We start from the raw sequence: 16,276 nt of genomic DNA, 5'->3' as shown, positions 1-16,276 counted from the left end.
GAATTCGAGTATTGAAAGCCAACGGCATTAACATAAAAGAGCAATACCTTAAACAACTCGGGAAACCGGTAACTGTTCTCAAAGTATGCCAAACAAGTCTACAACAGCAGCGGAAATTGCTGGAGCGGCCACCGTTTGAGACGTTGGGCAATATTCCAGCGTTGAAAGGGCCGACCACTAGTCTTGCTCAGATTTTACGTGCAATCAAATCAGCCTAAAGCCCATGTGGCGGTTGGCACTCGTAACTCCTTTTCGATTTATTTCCTACAGTGACTTGACGCTATCCTACATATTTTGCCTGATCGATTTTTTTGGTATAATATGCTATAATATTTGCGTTGATGAGACGGAGGAAGAAGTATAAGTTTGAGGGTCATTGCTGGAATTGCCAGGAAAAGAAATTTGAAAGTCCCCCGGGGATGGAGCGGGCGGCCCACTGCCGACAGGGTTAAGGAATCCCTCTTCAATATTCTGGGCTCGAGGGTACCCGGCTCTCGTTTCCTGGATCTTTATGCGGGCACGGGTAATGTGGGCATTGAAGCTTTAAGCCGTGGCGCGGCCCGGGCTGTATTTGTGGAGCGGGACAGGAAGGCGGTTAGGGCCATTCGCGATAACCTTATGCAGGTAGGGCTGGCCGGAAAAGCGGAAGTGCTGCCGCAGGATGTTTTGGGAGTTTTAAAGCAACTGGAGGGGCAGCGTTTTGATATAATTTTTATGGACCCACCATATGGACAGGGCCTGGAGATACCCACCCTGGAGGCAATCGATCGTTACGGGTTGCTCGCGGACGGCGGTGTTATAGTAGCCGAAAGCAGCAAGCGGCTGAAAAGCCCGGTTCATGTGGGCGGGCTGGTGCAGTGCCGCCGGCATGTGGTAGGAGATACAGTGCTTTTATTTTATTACCAGCCCGGTTTTGCCGGAGAGGAGGATTAATTTTTGCGCATCGCAGTCTATCCAGGAAGTTTTGATCCTATAACCAACGGGCATCTGGATGTAATTGAGCGGGCAGCATGTTTATTTGACCAGCTGGTTGTAGCGGTATCCCGTAATACCAGTAAAAAGCCGCTTTTTACTGTTAGTGAAAGATTGGAAATGCTGCGGGAGGTCTTACAGCCCTACTATAATGTGGTTGTTGATTCTTTTGACGGTCTGACTGTTAATTATGCCAAAAATCTTGGTGCGCAGGCAATCATCCGGGGTTTAAGGGCTATCTCGGATTTTGAAAATGAATTTATGATGGCCCTGACCAATAAAAAACTGGTACCCTCAATAGATACTTTATTTCTCATGACCAGGGCTGAATATTCCTTTATCAGTTCCAGTGCGGTAAAGGAAGTGGCCTACTTTGGCGGCTGCGTACGTGATCTGGTACCTCCCGTGGTGGAGCAAAAGTTGAGGGAAAAATTTATGGCCCTCGGGCGACCGGTTAGGGAGGGGTAAAAGTGGAGTTGTTGCACATTCTAAATGAGATAGAGGAGATGATTGAAAACAGTCCCCGCATACCCATGACCCGGCGGGTGATGGTGGATGAAGACCGGTTACTGGATTACCTGGACCGTATCCGTACCACCTTGCCTGAAGAATTGCGCCAGGCGCGCTGGCTTCTCCAGGAGCGGGAAAAAGTACTGGCTGATACCCGTAAGGAAGCGGGACGTCTTCTGGAAGACGCCCAGAAACAGCTGGAAAAACAGGCAGAGGAAAGCGAAGTGGTAAAGAAAGCCCGGGCAATGGCTGATGAAATTGTCCAGCGGGCGGAGCAGGTGGCCCGGGAAATCAAGCAGGGTGCGCGGGAATATGCCGATGAAATCCTGGAAGGCCTGGAAGAAGAACTGGATAAAATTATGACCCAGATCCGCAATGGACGGGCAGAATTAAGGGGAGTCAGGGTTGACAGTAATGTAAATACCCGGTCCGCTCAGGGTTAATCCCCCACGACCTGCAAGATGGCTGTAAAGTCACAATATTTTTCCACATTTTCTTTGGCCAGGGTAATCCGTTTGCGGTCCCGCGGGCGAATGTGCCGGCTGACCTCGGCTAACTTTTCAATGGTAGTAAAAGTATCGTAATGTACCAGAATTAATGGTACGTTTTTTTCTGCCGCCCGGGCAATAACTTTAATATCCGGGTATAGCCCGCCGGTGAGTATTACCACCGAGGTATTGGTTTCCAGAGCTGCCAGGGCAAGATCAGCCCGGTCCCCACCGGTTATAACGGCTTTATTGGGTGCCCGCCGTAAATAACCGAGAGCGCTTTCAATGGTCATGGCCCCAATAATTACGTCCTCTACCAGGCGGTTCATATTTTCTTCACCGGCCAGTATTTCCCCACCCAGAGTTTCGTAAAATTCCATTACGGTTGGCGAAGATAATTCCGGGCACTGGGGGATAATGCCGAGGGTGCGGTATCCCTGTTCATTGAGGATGGCCTTATAAATTCCCTCTGTCTTGGCCAGCAAGGGGCGGGGAACGTTGTTAAAAATGTTTCCCAGCACCTGGATACCCTGTTGTGCCAGGTACCTGTTAAAGAAAATGGCCCTATCAAGGCTGAAGTCGTTTTCAATACGGATGGTGAACAGGACCGTTGCTTCCAGCTTCCTGGCCAGGGTAGCAGCGTCCAGGCCCCAGCAGCCCATAATGTGAGGGAAAGCAGCTCCCCCGATAAGCACCACGTCAGCCCCGGCACTTACCTGCCGGTAGCAAAAGAGGACCCGTTCCAGCACGTCACCCTGCCGGCACCCCGACAGGTAGGACGGCCCCGCTATAAAAGGAACGATCATATCCAGGGGGTGTTTTAAATCCAGCACTTCCTGCATCAAGCGGGCATCTTCATCATGCTGTTCCCTGAAACCAGTGGTGTGACCCACCGGCTTGAAGTAAGCAACCCTGTATCCCTGCTCAACTAATTTTAGGGCCAGCCCCACTGCCAGGGCTGTCTTTCCGCTACCGGCAGTGCCCATAATGTAAAGGTTTTTCACTGCTTTCACCTCACGAAATGGTTATTTTTATATCCAGGGCCCAGGCCCCGTCGGTGTAAGCAAATACAGGATTAATATCCATTTCTGCAATTTCGGGAAAGTCGAGAACCAGCCTGGCCGTGCGGGCAATCATTTCAATAATTGCTTCTAAATCCCTGGGTTTTTCACCCCGGTATCCCCTCAGCAGCGTATAGGCCCTGGTTTCGGTCAACATTTTTTGAATTTCTTCCCTGGTCAGGCTGTAAGCCAGGCGAAAAGAAACGTCTTTTAAAAGGTTGACGTAAATTCCGCCCAGCCCGAAAGCAATTAAAGGACCGAACTGCACGTCCCGGGTCATGCCAATGATCAGTTCCGTTCCCTGCGGCATCATTTTCTGGACCTCTATTCCGTGAATTACCGCCCTGGGCAGGAAACGCTGCACGTTTTCGGTTATATCTATAAAGGCTCTTTGGGCCTCCCGGGGGGTTTTTATACCCACTTTTACTCCCCCGATGTCCGACTTGTGTAAAATTTGCGGGGAGGCTACTTTCATAACCACCGGGAAACCTATTTCCTGTGCCCTGGCTGCTGCTTCATCGGGGCTGGTAGCCAGAATAATCGGGGCGGTTTTGATCCCGTAATATGCGGCTACCTGGCTGGCTTCGCTGCCCAGGAGAGTTAGCCTGCCTTCCTGGCGTACCTTTTGAAACAGTTCCCTGACCGGTTCGCGTTGTATGCCCTCCGGTGCAGGTTCCTCTACTTTTGCCGGCAGTTCCCTGGCCCGGGCGTAGCGTACCATTCCGCTCAGGGCTTTAACGGCCGGTTCGGGAAAGGTAAAACAGGGTATTCCTGCTTCTGCCAGGAGCCTGGCTCCCTCTGCCAGGATTTTACCGCCCATATAGGCGGCAAGTACCGGTTTTTCCGGATGGGAACGGTGAGTCTCAATGATGGCCCGGGCGGTTTGCTCTGGTTCTGTAACTGCGGTGGGGCATACCAGGACCACCGCACCATCCACGTTTTGATCGCCGAGAACCTTTTCCAGGGCAAACCGGTAACGGTCGGCCCCGGCATCGCCCAGAACATCCACCGGGTTATAAATGGCCGCTTCCGGGGGCAGGTTTGACCTTAGCTCCCGGGCGGTTTCTTTTGTTAAACGGGCTATGGCCAGATCGCTCATTTCAATGTTATCAGTGGTTACAATGCCGGGCCCCCCGGCGTTGGTGATCACTGCTATCCGGTTCCCCCCGGGGGCAGGCTGGTGGGCGAAAGCAACGGCCAGGTCAAAAAGTTCGGCCATGCTCCGGGCGCGGATGATGCCGCACTGCCGGAAGGCTGTTTCATAGGCCAGGTCGCTGCCGGCGAGGGCTCCGGTGTGGGAAGAGGCAGCCCGGGCTCCCGCCTGGCTGGCCCCGCTCTTCAGGATTATCACCGGCTTTTTGCGAACGGCTGCCCTGGCTGCCTGTAAAAATTGCTGGCCCCGGGCTACGTCCTCGATATAACACAGGATGACCCTGGTATGGGGATCATCGGCTGCGTCCGCTATGAAATCCGCTTCATTGAGATCGGCCTTGTTGCCCAGGCTGACTATGCGGGAGAAGCCCAGCCCGATGGTCTGACTCCAGTCGAGAATGGCCACCAGCATGGCCCCGCTCTGGGAAATGAAAGCGATATTGCCCCGTTGTGGAAAAACAGCTGAAAAAGAAGCGTTTATAGGGACGTGTGTGTCGATCATGCCCACGCAATTGGGGCCTAAAAGACCCATACCGTATTTCCGGCAAATGCCGGTAAGTTCCCTTTCCAGTAACAATCCTTCCCTGCCCACTTCCTTAAATCCCGCCGAAATTACCACCAGGTTTTTAACCCCGGCCTGGCCGCATTCCCGGGCCACGTTGATAACCCGGGCGGCCGGGACAGCGATTACCACCAGGTCCACCTTTCCCCCGACAGCACTTAAACTGGGGTAGCAGCGAAGTCCCTCTACCTCTTCTGCTTTAGGATTAATGGGGTATATCCTGCCCGGGTAACCACAGTCGATCATATTCCTGACCAGCACGTTGCCAATTTTACCCTTCTTGTTGGATGCACCGACGATGGCTACCGTCCGGGGATGAAAAAAAGCATGCAGGTCCGCCAAATCATCTCACCCACTTTAGAACCTGGTGTCGGTTAAAATTATCATGTCCGGTGAGCAGGGAAAGCATACCGCTGGCGGCCTGCATTTTTCAACGAACTTTTAATTTGTTTTTGGCAAGCAAGAGGGATAGCATTTTACCCACATGCCGGGGTGAAGGGAGGCGGGCGCTTGCTGCGCTGGGGCGGGGCCGGGGGCTGACCAGAATGGTGCACCCGTTTTTCAGTGCTTTGAAGGCATCCTCATCGGTGATATCATCTCCAATATAAACCGGAAGTGCCCCCGCGTGTTTCCGGCACAGGTATCTTACCGCCAGTCCTTTATTGATTCCCCGGGGGCGCACCTCCAGCACTTTCTTGCCCGGCATAAGTTCCAGCCGGTTGGCATCCGGAAGGGAGGAAAATTTTTTGATGAAGTTATCTATCACCTGCCGGGCCAGGAAGGGATCAGCCTGGCGGTAGTGCAGGGCCAGCGAAATACCCTTGTTTTCCACCAGGAACCCCCCGCGGCTGGCAATACATTCCCGGGCTATTCCGTCCAGCTCTGAAATAATTTCTTTTGCCCGCTGATCTTTGAACAGTCGGTGTACTTTGCCGTCGGCTTCCTGTATTTCCGCACCGTGAGCACCAACCAGGTGCAGCCCGGCCAGGGGAATTAATTCCTGTAGTTCGGAAAGCCTGCGGCCGCTGATAATTGCCACCACCCGTCCGGGTAAAAGGGAGAGTTCTCCCAGGACGGATATCAGCTCCGGTTTGGGGCGGGCCTGATCCGGGGTAGGGGCAATGGGTACCAGCGTGCCGTCATAATCCAGCATGAGCAGCAGCCGGGGTGCCCCGGCCATCTTCTCAGCCAGTGTTTCCGGTGTGACCAGGGGCAAATTTACACCCACCGGGATCTGCCTCCCGGTATTACAGGTTGGCCGCGCTGGTGCTTGCCGGGGAAAGGCCCGAAACCAGGCTCTTGACCAGTTTCAGGTTGCTCTGCCACCACCAGCGCACATCCCGGTTCTTGATTGTGCGGCGTAAAGATTCCAGGCGATTTTTCTGCTCCTGGGGGGGCATCTCCAGCGCCATTTTAATTTTGGCTGCCAGGTGGGCGGGTTCAAAGGGATTGGCCAGAAGCGCTCCGTGAAGTTCTTCTGCTGCTCCGGCAAAGGGACTTAATACGAGCACCCCTTTACCATCGATGCGCGAGATGGCAAATTCCTTGGCTACCAGGTTGAGGCCATCCCTTAAAGCTGTCACCAGCAGAACGTCGGCAGCCAGGTAATGGGCCACTAACTCCGCCTGATCCAGGGATTGGTAGCGGTACCGCACCGGTACGGCTCCGTATGTCCTGTCGTAACGTCCGTTGATTTCTCCTACCAGCCTTTCCACTTCCTGTTTTAAAACACCGTATTCACCAATGCCGTTGCGGCTGGGTACGGCAATTTGTAAGAGGGTAACCCTTCCACAATATTCAGGATATTTTTCTAAAAAATAAGCCATAGCCCGTATCCGCTCGGGTATTCCCTTGGTATAATCCATGCGGTCTATACCCAGCAGTATTTTTTCTGCGCCGAGGGAACGGCGTATTTCTTCCGCCCTGGCCCTTACCGCGGGATCGGCGGCCAGCTGTTCGAAACGGTGGCAGTTAATACCTACCGGTATGGCCTGAACCAGGATGCGGCGGTTATGCAGGCGGATCAAACCCTGCTCCGGATAAATTCTGGCCGGGTAATAGCAGGCGACGGTGTCGAAGAAATTCTGGACGTACCGGGCCGTATGGAAGGCAATAAGATCACTTCCCAGGAGGCCATAAATAACCTGGCGCCCCCAGGGGAGAATCTGGAATATGTCGGGTGGGGGGAAGGGGATGTGCCAGAAAAAGGCTATGGTGGCACTTCCGGACATGTTCCGCAAAAGCTGTGGTACCAGGGCCAGGTGAAAGTCGTGTACCCAGTAAATTTCCTTTCTGGTTTCCATTGTAATGCGGGCGAACTTTTGATTTACCCGGCGGTATGCATCCCAGTAGGCCTTTTCAAAAGAACAGCGTTCGGTCATCTGATGGCAAAGGGGCCAGAGGCAGGCGTTGCAGAAGCCGTGATAGTAGTTATCATGTTCTTCGGTAGAGAGAAAAACTTCCTGGAGATGGTAGCGTGGTTCCCCCGGTGGGATGCTCAACTTTGCGCCCCGGTCCTTACCCGAATTGTCGATGCGCCCGCACCAGGAGATCCAGGTTCCGCCCTGGGCGTGCAAAACCGGTTCTACTGCCGAGGCCAGCCCTCCTACCGTGCGCCTGGTAACCAGGCGATCATAACTCTCCTGGATGGTATAGGCTCCGCGGTTGGAAACCACAGCCAGCTGGGCAGAACTTCTGCCGTAGCTGTACACAACTGCCACCTCCTTTAATTCTCAATAATCACCCGGGTATTCCCCGTGGCCCGCAGGACCCCGCAGTAGGCTTTCCCCTGCTTGCGGGTAAATTCCAGATCAACCGTTCCAGAACCTGCAGACAGGTTGCAGATTTGAATCTCCTGAACCCAGGGGGGTAGCTGGGGTGCGCTTACATGAACCTCATTGCCCCAGCAGGAAATGCCCAGCAGGGTGCGTATGAGCAGGGGCATGGTTCCCACGGCCCAGGCCTGGGGATCGCAGGCGGTGGGGTAATGTACGGGACCGCCGTCCCTGCGCCTGGTGAAACCGCAAAAAACCTCCGGCAGGCGGTGATAGGGGAAGGACATGGCTGCTTCAAAAAGGCCGGTAACAACCTTTTCCAGTAAATCAAACTGCCGGTAACAACGTAACCCGTAAGCAATAATGGCGTTGTCATGGGGCCAGACAGAACCGTTATGATAACTCATGGGGTTATAGGGCCCCATAACTTTACTCATGGTGCGGATGCCCCATCCCGAGTACATATCGTTATTTAACAACCGCCGGGCTACCGCCAGGGCCATTTCTTCGGGAAGAATACCGGTGAACAGGCAGTGGCCCGGGTTGGAAACAATGGTTTTAATTTGATTTTTGTCCCCGTCAAGGGCATAGGCCAGGTATTGTTCATCTTCCATCCAGAAAGCTTCTATGAACTTGCGCCTGAGAGCCCGGGCCTCTTCTTCCAGTTCCCGGGACCATTCGTCCTTCCCGAGTATGCGGCCCATTTCTGCAGCCCTCTTTAAGGCCAGGTAGTAGTAGGCTTGTACTTCTACCAGGGCAATAGGTCCGCTGGGTAGGTTGCCCCGGGGGTCAATAACCCCGTCCCAGGAGTCCTTCCACCCCTGGTTGGTCAGCCCCCGGGGAGAACGTACGGCATATTCTATGAACCCGTCGCCGTCCATATCCCCGTACCTGCGGCACCAGTTTACAGCGGCAAAAAGATTTTCCGCGAGATCGGTTAGCAGTTGCCTGTTTCCAGTCCAGCGGTAGGTTTCGGAAAGGAGGATGATGAACCAGGGAGTGGCATCCACACTGCCGTAATAGGGTGTATGGGGAATTTCCCCGCAGGCGGCCAGCTCACCCCGGCGGAGTTCATGGAGTATTTTCCCGGGCTCTTCATCCCGCCAGGGATTATCCTCCTTCCCCTGCAGGCTGGCCAGGAAGTACAGGCTTTTTACCGCAATGTCCGGGTTGACAATGAGGGCCTGCCAGGAGGTAATCAGGGCGTCGCGTCCGAAGGGAGCGGCATACCATGGGATGCCGGCCTGAACAATAGTTCCCAGATCGGGATAATCTGTGCACAGGGCATACAGGTCGGTGACATTACGGCGAAGCATGTTGCTTAAAAAAATATTGTCGCTTTTAAACTGGGTACACTGCTGCTTCCATTTCTCATAAAGGGTATATGTTTTACGCACCGCCCGGCTGAATCCGGCGGTGATAGCTCCCTTCCTGCCGATGGCGGCGCCGGGCTTATTACCAATAAATGGCTTCACCTGCATGTAAAGGTAAACCTTGCGCCCCGGGGGCAGGGTAAGGGAAAAGCGTGCTGTGGCCAGGTTTTTTTCTTTATCTACATCCACATGGTCAGGGAAAGGAGAAAAGGAAACCCTGGTGTAACGGCACAGGTTATCTCTTCCCCGGTACCCAAAAAGGATGCCTTCCTGGGTGGGTTGTGGGGTAAAAACTTCCCCCTCCTCCTTGCGTTCAAATCCCCGGATCACAAAAATATCCCGAAAATCGGCTCCCAGGGTAAACTGGAGGGTAATCATAACGGGCATGGGGTTAAAATTGATGAGCCTTAACCTCTGGAAAAGGGCGTTATCCAGAACCCGCAGGGCACGGATATGAATGGTACTTGCCGGGATTATGTGGTTATCCCGTTCCAGCACCGGGTTGGTCAGTTCAAACTGGGCAAAATGGCTATCTTTAATGGAGGAGGAAAGGAAGAGCAGGTTTCCTTCCGTCAACCCCAGTTCCAGGCAGCTGAGAAAGCGGGTGTCCCGGTAATAAAGACCAAACCCGCCGTTATGTTCCCGGGACACCTCCCCCTCGGGTCCACAGATGAAGAAAAGTTCACCTTCTTTTAGTACTTCCTGGGAAAAATTGGTCCGGGTGGCTAACCCCGGTATATGGGTTATGTCAAGCACCGCCTTACCTCCTAGACGATTTGTACCTGCCTGCGCAGGTAAGAGGCCAGTACCTTGCCATATACCTGGAGTGTACGGGCTGTCATAGTCTCACGGGTAAAATCTTTTTCCACCATTTGCCGCCCTGTGGCACCCATTTTCCGGGCCCGGTCAGGATTGGCCAGCAGGTAGCAGCACTTTTGGGCCAGCGATTCGTGATCGTGCATGGGAACCACGAAACCGTTCACGCCGTCCTGAATTACCTCGGGCATACCGCCGGCCCGGCTGACCACGATGGGGCGGCCTGTGGCCAGGGATTCCAGCATGGCCAGGCCAAAGGGTTCTTCAAAGCAGGAAGGGTAAACACAAATTTCTGCGGCCTGGTACATCAACGGTATTTCATCCCAGGGGAAAAAGCGGATGAATATATCTTTTTCCAAACCCGTTTCGGTTATCAGGTTCCTGATTCTGGATACATGTTCAGGTTGCTTGCTGCCCCAGTCAACGGTTTTTTCCGTACCGGCCAGCACCAGCATGGTATCCGGGAATTGTTCTTTAATGAGCTGGAAAGCCTTGATGCTGATATGGCATCCCTTGTCGTAGCTCATGCGGGCCGGATGGAAAATGACTCTTTTCCCTGCAATTTCCGGGTAAGTTTCCCGTACTTTTTGCAGGTCTTCTTCACCGGGAGGCCTGAACCTCTCCAGATCTATGCCATGATACACAACGGTAATCCTGTCCTCAGGAAAACCGGCCTTAACCAGTTCTTGCTTAATGTAGTGGCTTACGGCAATTACTGCATCCCATTCGCTGGCGTAACGGCACATTTCTTCCCAGAGGGAATCGGACCAGACGTTGTGGGCCGTCAGGATCAGGGGGATTCCCCAGCGCCTCTTGGCCTCAAGGAGAGCTTCCAGATGAACCGGACTAAAGTAGTGCATATTATGGGCATGGATAATGTCAGGGTGAACTTGCTGGATAAATTTAACAATTAGCCGGCGAATATCGTTTTTTCTGTTTACCAGTTCTTTTTCATCCAGGCTGTTCAGGTCCATTAACCTGTGACGGTAAATTTTGAGCCCGCGCCAGGTATATTCCATATCTCCTTCGCGGGTAGCTCCGGTGAGCAGGCTAACCTGGCACCCGTAGCGGTTGAGCTCCGGGCACAGCATGGCCAGATGGCTTTCCACACCACCAATAATGGGCGGGAAAGCCCAGTGCAACATAGCAATTCTCACTCTGACACCTCCCTTTGAAAAAATAATAATCCCGGCAGGTTTTCTTCTACCGGGATTATTATTCCGCTGCCTACTTAAACCCGGTAGGGAAACCCCCTTTATCCAGAATTTACATATGCACTTTATAAATATTATAAGCAATTACCAGAAAAAATGTCAAGATTATCTAGGTCTGAGGATCAGAATGCGCAACCGGGTGAGCAGGATTAAGATTAGCGCCAGGAATATCATCAGGCCCAGGATAACGAACAGGATGAGAAGCGAGAGAAAGCTGATGCTCCAGGCGGAAATGGGGTGAGCTGCAAAAAGCGGCGCGAAAACAGGCTGGATGAGGTACTGGTTTAGGGCCGTAGCCGGTCCGAATAGCAGGCAGGTATAAAAGGCGGCCAGGATGGCATGGGCTATACGTACCATAATGAAAGGTCTCATGCGGATATCGGTTCCGGCGATCATGCTGGCTGCCTGGGCCTGGATGGACAGGCCGCTCCAGGCCAGAATCATGGCTACAGCAACCAGCCGGTGGAGTAAAGGGGCAGCCGCTTCCGATGCCAGCCTGGTGCCCGTGGTCATTTCAAAAAGCCCGCTGGCCAGGGCGGGGAGCACGGCCGGTGAAAGGCCCATGGGTACCAGTACCAGTCCCAGGGCCCTGGCTATCAGGTAAATAATGCCGGCCTGGGTGAGCAGATTGATTATAACGGCAAAAAGTATGATGAAACCTCCAATGGTTAAAAGGTTATTGATGGAATTTTTTACGGCATCTCCAATAATCTGACCCGGTGGCCGCTTATCCTGCCCCTGATGGGCAAGCAACTCATCCAGGGCCCGTTTTAAAATCCAGGTGTTCTTTTCACCTGCGGGGCGGGGGAGTATCTCCGGGTCATGGCGGCCGTAAAAACGCAGCAACAATCCCAGGGTGAGGTTGGCCATATAGTGGGCCCCGGCAATAAGGGGTCCAAGGGCGGCGTTATGAAACATGCCTACGGCCACAGCCACCAGCATGAAGAGGGGGCTGGAATTGTTTGTAAAAGACATTAGCCTCTCTGCTTCAATCCTGGTGCAGAGTTTTTGAGCCCGCAACCGGGCGGTAACCATGGCTCCAATGGGGTAGCCGCTGGTATAGCCGATGGCCAGGACAAAAGAACCCGTACCGGGGACATTAAAGAGGGGACGCATGACTGGTTCCAGGAGAACACCCATGAAGTGAACGACCCCGAAGTTCATGAGCAATTCGGAGACGATAAAAAAGGGGAGGAGGGAAGGGAATACTATATTCCACCAGGTGCCAAGTCCGAAAATGGCCCCTTCAAAAACAGTCTGTGGCCGGGTAATCATGCCCAGAACAAATAACAGGGCACAGGCCGTCCAAAAAATACGTATTATTTCCTGCCGTTTCTGCATTACTTCACCTGCTTGATAATTGGTTTATCAGGCTGCCCGGGGCAGCAAATCTGGCGACCGTTTTATATATATGGGGCATGGCGGGTGATTAGACCACCCTGCCCATGTGAGAATACTCACAGCTGCCCCGGGAGAAAACGCACAGTATTTCGCGGCGGGGATGAGTTATTTTATTGGCAGGAAATAAATTATAAAGTAAAAGAGGAGGTTCCTTTTATGCCCAAACGTCAAATCGTGCGTATAGATGAAGAGAAATGCACCGGTTGTGGTCTTTGCGTTACTCCCTGTGCCGAAGGAGCGATTCAAATTATAAATGGTAAGGCCAAAGTGGTGCGGGAAGAATTATGTGATGGCGCGGGATTTTGTATTGGCGTCTGCCCGGTGGGTGCTCTTTCCATTGAGGAGCGGGAGGCCCCGGCTTTTTCCGGGGAGGCCGTTCATGAGCATTTAAAGAACAAGGAGAAGACATACCTTACCCAGACCTGCTTCCGCTGCGGGAACAGCGAAGAACATGTTCCCCTGCTCCCCTGCCGTTACCGGGGGGAGAGTCTCTGGGTTTGCACTCGCTGCCTGCCGCCGTTAATTCATGGTTAGTTTTCTGCCTGCCTGGAAACCGCCCCTGATAATTCCGCGCGGGTTTTCAGGGGCGCCCGCGCCCCGGCGGGCCTGTTTTTTCCAGAAAGTTTACTTTCCCTTCAAAAGGAGCAGGAGTTCATGCCGATGTGTCGAAGAAAAACCTAGGTCAGCGGGAATACCGGCAGTAACATTTGATGCATTTTCCCCTGGAACCCTTGAAAAGATCGCGAAAGAGCTGATCCAGTTCTGCGTGTTTTAAACGGATTAAGCCCTCGGGATTGGCAAGGACATTATTAACGAAGAGCCGGATGTAAACGTGTTCCCTGGTTTCGATGACCACCACAAGTTTATACTCATTCACAGGTTACACCCCTTTTGTTTAAAGTCCCCCCTCTGATCCAGCCTGCCCGGGAGCAGATAAACGGGGTGGGAGAGTGAAGGTTAAATGAAAATATATGCTATCAGCGATTTGCATCTATCCTTTTCCAGGATACCGGATCCGGCTAACTGGGGGGATAGCCCGGAGTACAAGCCCATGTCCGAAGTGGATGAGTCCTGGACCAACCATGCGTCCCGCATTTACGAAAACTGGACCCGGATCGTTACCGATGATGATGTGGTGCTGGTAGGTGGAGATATTTCCTGGGCCATGCGTTTGGAGGAAGCCCGGCCGGACCTGCATTTCCTCGGGCTACTGCCGGGGCTCATTGTAGCCGTCCAGGGCAACCACGATTACTGGTGGCAGAGCATCTCCCGGGTAAGGGCAATGGCTCCTCCCAATTTGCGCTTGATTCAGAATGATCACGTCCGGCTGGGAGATCTGGTTATCTGCGGGACACGGGGCTGGCTGTGTCCCAATGGTGCTTTTTTTAAGGAAGAGGATATGAAAATTTACAGGCGCGAGCTGATCCGCCTGAGGAATTCACTGGACAGCGTTCAGGGAACTGCGGAAGAAATCATTGTCATGATGCATTACATGCCGACCAACGAAAAACACGAATATAGCGGGTTTATTGAAATCTTCCAGGAATACGGCATAAAGCATGTGGTTTACGGGCACCTGCACGCACGGGCCTGCCGCTACCGCCTGCCCGATCAGGCCTGGGGTATTAACTTTTACCTCAGCAGTGCCGATTACCTGTCCTTCACCCCGCGCCTGATCATGAACTGGCCTCCCCGCTAATTTTATTCCTGGATTTTATTCGGATAAATTCCATCTTCAATCAGGGCAGGAGTTTGGTCTTTTATATCTAAATATAAACTGAAAAGAATAGTTTTTAAAGACTGGGTTAAGGGGAAATCAGGCTTGTGTTGGGGGAAAATTAAGGGAGGGGTTATATTTGGCTAAATTTATTTGTGATACCTGCGGTAAAGAGGTGCAGGTTATTGACGGGGTGGTTTCCTGGACCAGGGAAGAGAAGGAGTTGAGCAATTTCAAACTAACCCATAAAGAGAGCCTGGGTACAGGTTGCCAGCCGGATAACAACCGCTACCGGGAACTGTATACCCTGACCCTGGCCAGCGGTTTTATGGAATTTGTGCAGTACCTCCTGGAGCGGTGGGCCGATGGGCTGGTTTTAAAGGATCCGGAGACCCTGCGCAGTGTCATGCGTCAGCTGAACTTGCACATGCATGAAAAATTGTTGATGCTGGTAGAGGAATAGCGGGTGAGTAAATTGATGTCCGGCTCTGCTGAAGGAGCAGAGCTTTTGATTTTTGGGGGCTGCCACTGTGAAAGGTGGCAGCCGCCCTTAAATTTTTTAGGAAAGGCCAAGCTCCCGGGCCAGTTGCGCCCAGGCCGGGAAAGAATTGAGGATGATTTGTTTGTTTATACAGTACGAGACGCGGAAGTAGCCGGGCAGGCCAAAGCCACTCCCCGGTACCACCAGGATATTGTATTTTTGAGCAACCCTGGTGAACTCCACGTCATCGGGTAGTGGTGAACGGGGGAAGAGGTAAAAAGCCCCCTGGGGTTTTACCACCTCGAAGCCCAGGGACACCAGATGGTTATATAACAGATCGCGTTTTTCCTGGTAGGCAGCAATATCCACCTTTTCCCGCTGCAGCCCGGTTACCAGCCGTTGCATCAGAGCGGGTGCATTGACGAAACCCAGGATGCGGTTGGAGAAAACCAGGCCCTCCAGCAACAGGTCGCCTTCATTGATATCCGGGTGGACGGCTACATAACCAATGCGCTCACCGGGAAGGGCCAGGTCCTTGCTGTGGGAAGTTACCACGATACTGTTACGGGTAAACTGGAACACGCTGGGTACCTTCAGTCCGTCATAAACAATTTTGGCGTAAGGCTCGTCGGAAATTAAGTAGATGGTGGTGCCCAGTTCTTCGCCCTTTTTATCCAGAAGCCTTCCCAGTTCCCCCAGGCAGCCGGCACCGTAGACTACCCCTGTAGGGTTGTTGGGTGAGTTGATAATTACTGCTTTTGTCCTGGGGGTAATGGCCTTTTCCAGGGCTGCCAGGTCAGGCTGGAAATCCGGCCCGGTGGTTACCTCTTTAATTATTCCGCCGTGGTTATCCACGTAAAAACGGTATTCAACGAAGTAGGGAGCCAGGACAATGACCTCGTCACCCTGGTCCAGCAGGGTTTTCAATACTACGTTCAACCCTCCCCCGGCACCTACCGTCATGATCACGTGCCGGGCACGGAAAGGTAACCCCGTTTCTTCAGCCAGGACTTCAGCTACTGCCCGGCGGGTTTCTTCGTAGCCGGCATTGCTCATGTAACGGTGCATACCCGGAATGGGGTTTGCAGCCAGCCTGCGTAGCTCCTCTTTAAAGGATGCCGGGGGCTCCACGTCGGGATTACCCAGGGTAAAGTCATAAACCTTATCAGCGCCGTAAATGGCGCGTAACCGCTCCCCTTCTTCAAACATTTTGCGGATCCAGGAAGCCTGGGAAAGAAAACCAGCAATTTTTCGACTGATGGTCACTTTTAACCCTGGTTCAAAAAAGCTCACAATACCTAACAATTGTTAGTTTTTGTGAACCCGGCCTCCCCATGACCAGGCTTTCGCTCCTTTCTGGATTGGATTTGCCTACCCCTGGGAGCAGGCTATAGCGACAGGGAGACCTCGGCCCCGGGAGTCCCACCCGGACGGGAGAACTGCGCGTAACAGGCACTTCCGGCTTGCGCCTTCATCAATGTTGACCATTTCGCGGTCCAGCACTCAAGTTTCTTGAGTGCCGGACGCCTCCCGCGACCTGTTAGGTACGGCCTACCGGTTTGTCCGACACCGGCTAAACGGGGTCACCTGCTTGATAAAGCGAGCTGCTTCAACTCGTGCCAGACGGAATAAAACGATTCCTGCTTAAAACGGGTCAGCCCGTTGTGAACGGGAATCTTTCCTTCCAACCGATTGAAGAGCCGCTTCACCGCATCAGTCATCCCTTTTCCTTCCCCAGGTAAGGAATCAACCTTC

Annotated in this window: 15 protein-coding genes and 1 pseudogene; 7 read left to right on the top strand and 9 right to left on the bottom strand. The window is 53.0% G+C overall.

The window, feature by feature from the left end; all coding sequences use genetic code 11:
• From BUB44_RS15635 to BUB44_RS14010, 4 genes and pseudogenes are all read left to right on the top strand, one after another.
• A pseudogene (locus BUB44_RS15635) lies at window positions 1–218 on the top strand (hypothetical protein); the annotation flags it as partial.
• 148 nt (window positions 219–366) lie between these two features.
• Window positions 367–933, top strand: a complete 567-nt coding sequence (rsmD, locus tag BUB44_RS14020; protein ID WP_073167443.1) for a 16S rRNA (guanine(966)-N(2))-methyltransferase RsmD — start codon at window positions 367–369, stop codon at window positions 931–933.
• 3 nt (window positions 934–936) lie between these two features.
• Window positions 937–1,440, top strand: a complete 504-nt coding sequence (gene coaD / locus BUB44_RS14015; protein WP_027356687.1) for a pantetheine-phosphate adenylyltransferase — start codon at window positions 937–939, stop codon at window positions 1,438–1,440.
• A 2-nt stretch (window positions 1,441–1,442) separates the two neighbouring features.
• Window positions 1,443–1,925 carry an ATP synthase subunit B family protein gene (locus BUB44_RS14010; protein WP_073167440.1) on the top strand — a complete coding sequence of 161 codons (483 nt, stop codon included), beginning with the start codon at window positions 1,443–1,445 and terminating at the stop codon, window positions 1,923–1,925.
• Here the strand turns inward: BUB44_RS14010 and BUB44_RS14005 are convergent.
• The 7 genes from BUB44_RS14005 to ylbJ all read right to left on the bottom strand — a co-directional run bounded on the left by BUB44_RS14005 (window position 1,922) and on the right by ylbJ (window position 12,263).
• Window positions 1,922–2,974, bottom strand: coding sequence for a phosphotransacetylase family protein (locus BUB44_RS14005; protein ID WP_073167438.1), 1,053 nt, complete (start codon window positions 2,972–2,974; stop codon window positions 1,922–1,924). The two genes, BUB44_RS14010 and BUB44_RS14005, sit on opposite strands and share 4 nt — an antisense overlap.
• Before the next feature lie 10 nt (window positions 2,975–2,984).
• Window positions 2,985–5,087, bottom strand: coding sequence for an acetate--CoA ligase alpha subunit (acs, locus tag BUB44_RS14000; RefSeq protein ID WP_073167435.1), 2,103 nt, complete (start codon window positions 5,085–5,087; stop codon window positions 2,985–2,987).
• A gap of 88 nt (window positions 5,088–5,175) precedes the next feature.
• Window positions 5,176–5,973, bottom strand: coding sequence for a trehalose-phosphatase (otsB, locus tag BUB44_RS13995; protein WP_083543258.1), 798 nt, complete (start codon window positions 5,971–5,973; stop codon window positions 5,176–5,178).
• 19 nt (window positions 5,974–5,992) lie between these two features.
• Entirely contained in the window at window positions 5,993–7,456 is a 1,464-nt protein-coding gene (locus BUB44_RS13990; RefSeq protein ID WP_165611056.1) for an alpha,alpha-trehalose-phosphate synthase (UDP-forming), read from the bottom strand.
• Window positions 7,457–7,470: 14 nt separating this feature from the next.
• On the bottom strand, window positions 7,471–9,648 hold the full coding sequence (locus tag BUB44_RS13985) for an amylo-alpha-1,6-glucosidase (protein WP_073167432.1): 2,178 nt from the start codon (window positions 9,646–9,648) through the stop codon (window positions 7,471–7,473).
• 11 nt (window positions 9,649–9,659) lie between these two features.
• Complete coding sequence (locus BUB44_RS13980; protein ID WP_073167429.1) at window positions 9,660–10,865, bottom strand: glycosyltransferase family 4 protein; 1,206 nt, start codon at window positions 10,863–10,865, stop codon at window positions 9,660–9,662.
• Between the two features lie 162 nt (window positions 10,866–11,027).
• A complete protein-coding gene (ylbJ, locus tag BUB44_RS13975; protein ID WP_073167426.1) occupies window positions 11,028–12,263 on the bottom strand; it encodes a sporulation integral membrane protein YlbJ in 1,236 nt (411 codons plus the stop codon).
• A 216-nt stretch (window positions 12,264–12,479) separates the two neighbouring features.
• Between ylbJ and BUB44_RS13970 the strand changes: the two genes are divergently transcribed.
• Window positions 12,480–12,857, top strand: a complete 378-nt coding sequence (locus tag BUB44_RS13970) for an ATP-binding protein (RefSeq protein WP_073167423.1) — start codon at window positions 12,480–12,482, stop codon at window positions 12,855–12,857.
• A 148-nt stretch (window positions 12,858–13,005) separates the two neighbouring features.
• Here the strand turns inward: BUB44_RS13970 and BUB44_RS13965 are convergent, their stop codons facing one another.
• Entirely contained in the window at window positions 13,006–13,200 is a 195-nt protein-coding gene (locus BUB44_RS13965) for a hypothetical protein (protein ID WP_027356695.1), read from the bottom strand.
• A gap of 84 nt (window positions 13,201–13,284) precedes the next feature.
• On the opposite strand from BUB44_RS13965, the gene BUB44_RS13960 reads away from it, so the two are divergent.
• A complete protein-coding gene (locus BUB44_RS13960; RefSeq protein WP_073167420.1) occupies window positions 13,285–14,022 on the top strand; it encodes a metallophosphoesterase in 738 nt (245 codons plus the stop codon).
• A 157-nt stretch (window positions 14,023–14,179) separates the two neighbouring features.
• A complete protein-coding gene (locus tag BUB44_RS13955) occupies window positions 14,180–14,503 on the top strand; it encodes a hypothetical protein (RefSeq protein WP_073167417.1) in 324 nt (107 codons plus the stop codon).
• Window positions 14,504–14,599: 96 nt separating this feature from the next.
• On the opposite strand, the gene BUB44_RS13950 is transcribed toward BUB44_RS13955, so the two are convergent.
• The gene (locus BUB44_RS13950; protein WP_073167445.1) at window positions 14,600–15,787 is read right to left on the bottom strand and encodes a pyridoxal phosphate-dependent aminotransferase; all 1,188 of its coding nucleotides are present in this window, start codon (window positions 15,785–15,787) and stop codon (window positions 14,600–14,602) included.
• Window positions 15,788–16,276 lie beyond the last annotated feature (489 nt).

The organism is Desulfofundulus australicus DSM 11792, from assembly GCF_900129285.1.
Lineage (GTDB): Bacteria > Bacillota > Desulfotomaculia > Desulfotomaculales > Desulfovirgulaceae > Desulfofundulus > Desulfofundulus australicus.
Note: the sequence above shows the minus strand (reverse complement) of the source record. Positions and strands in the feature narration are given on the sequence as shown.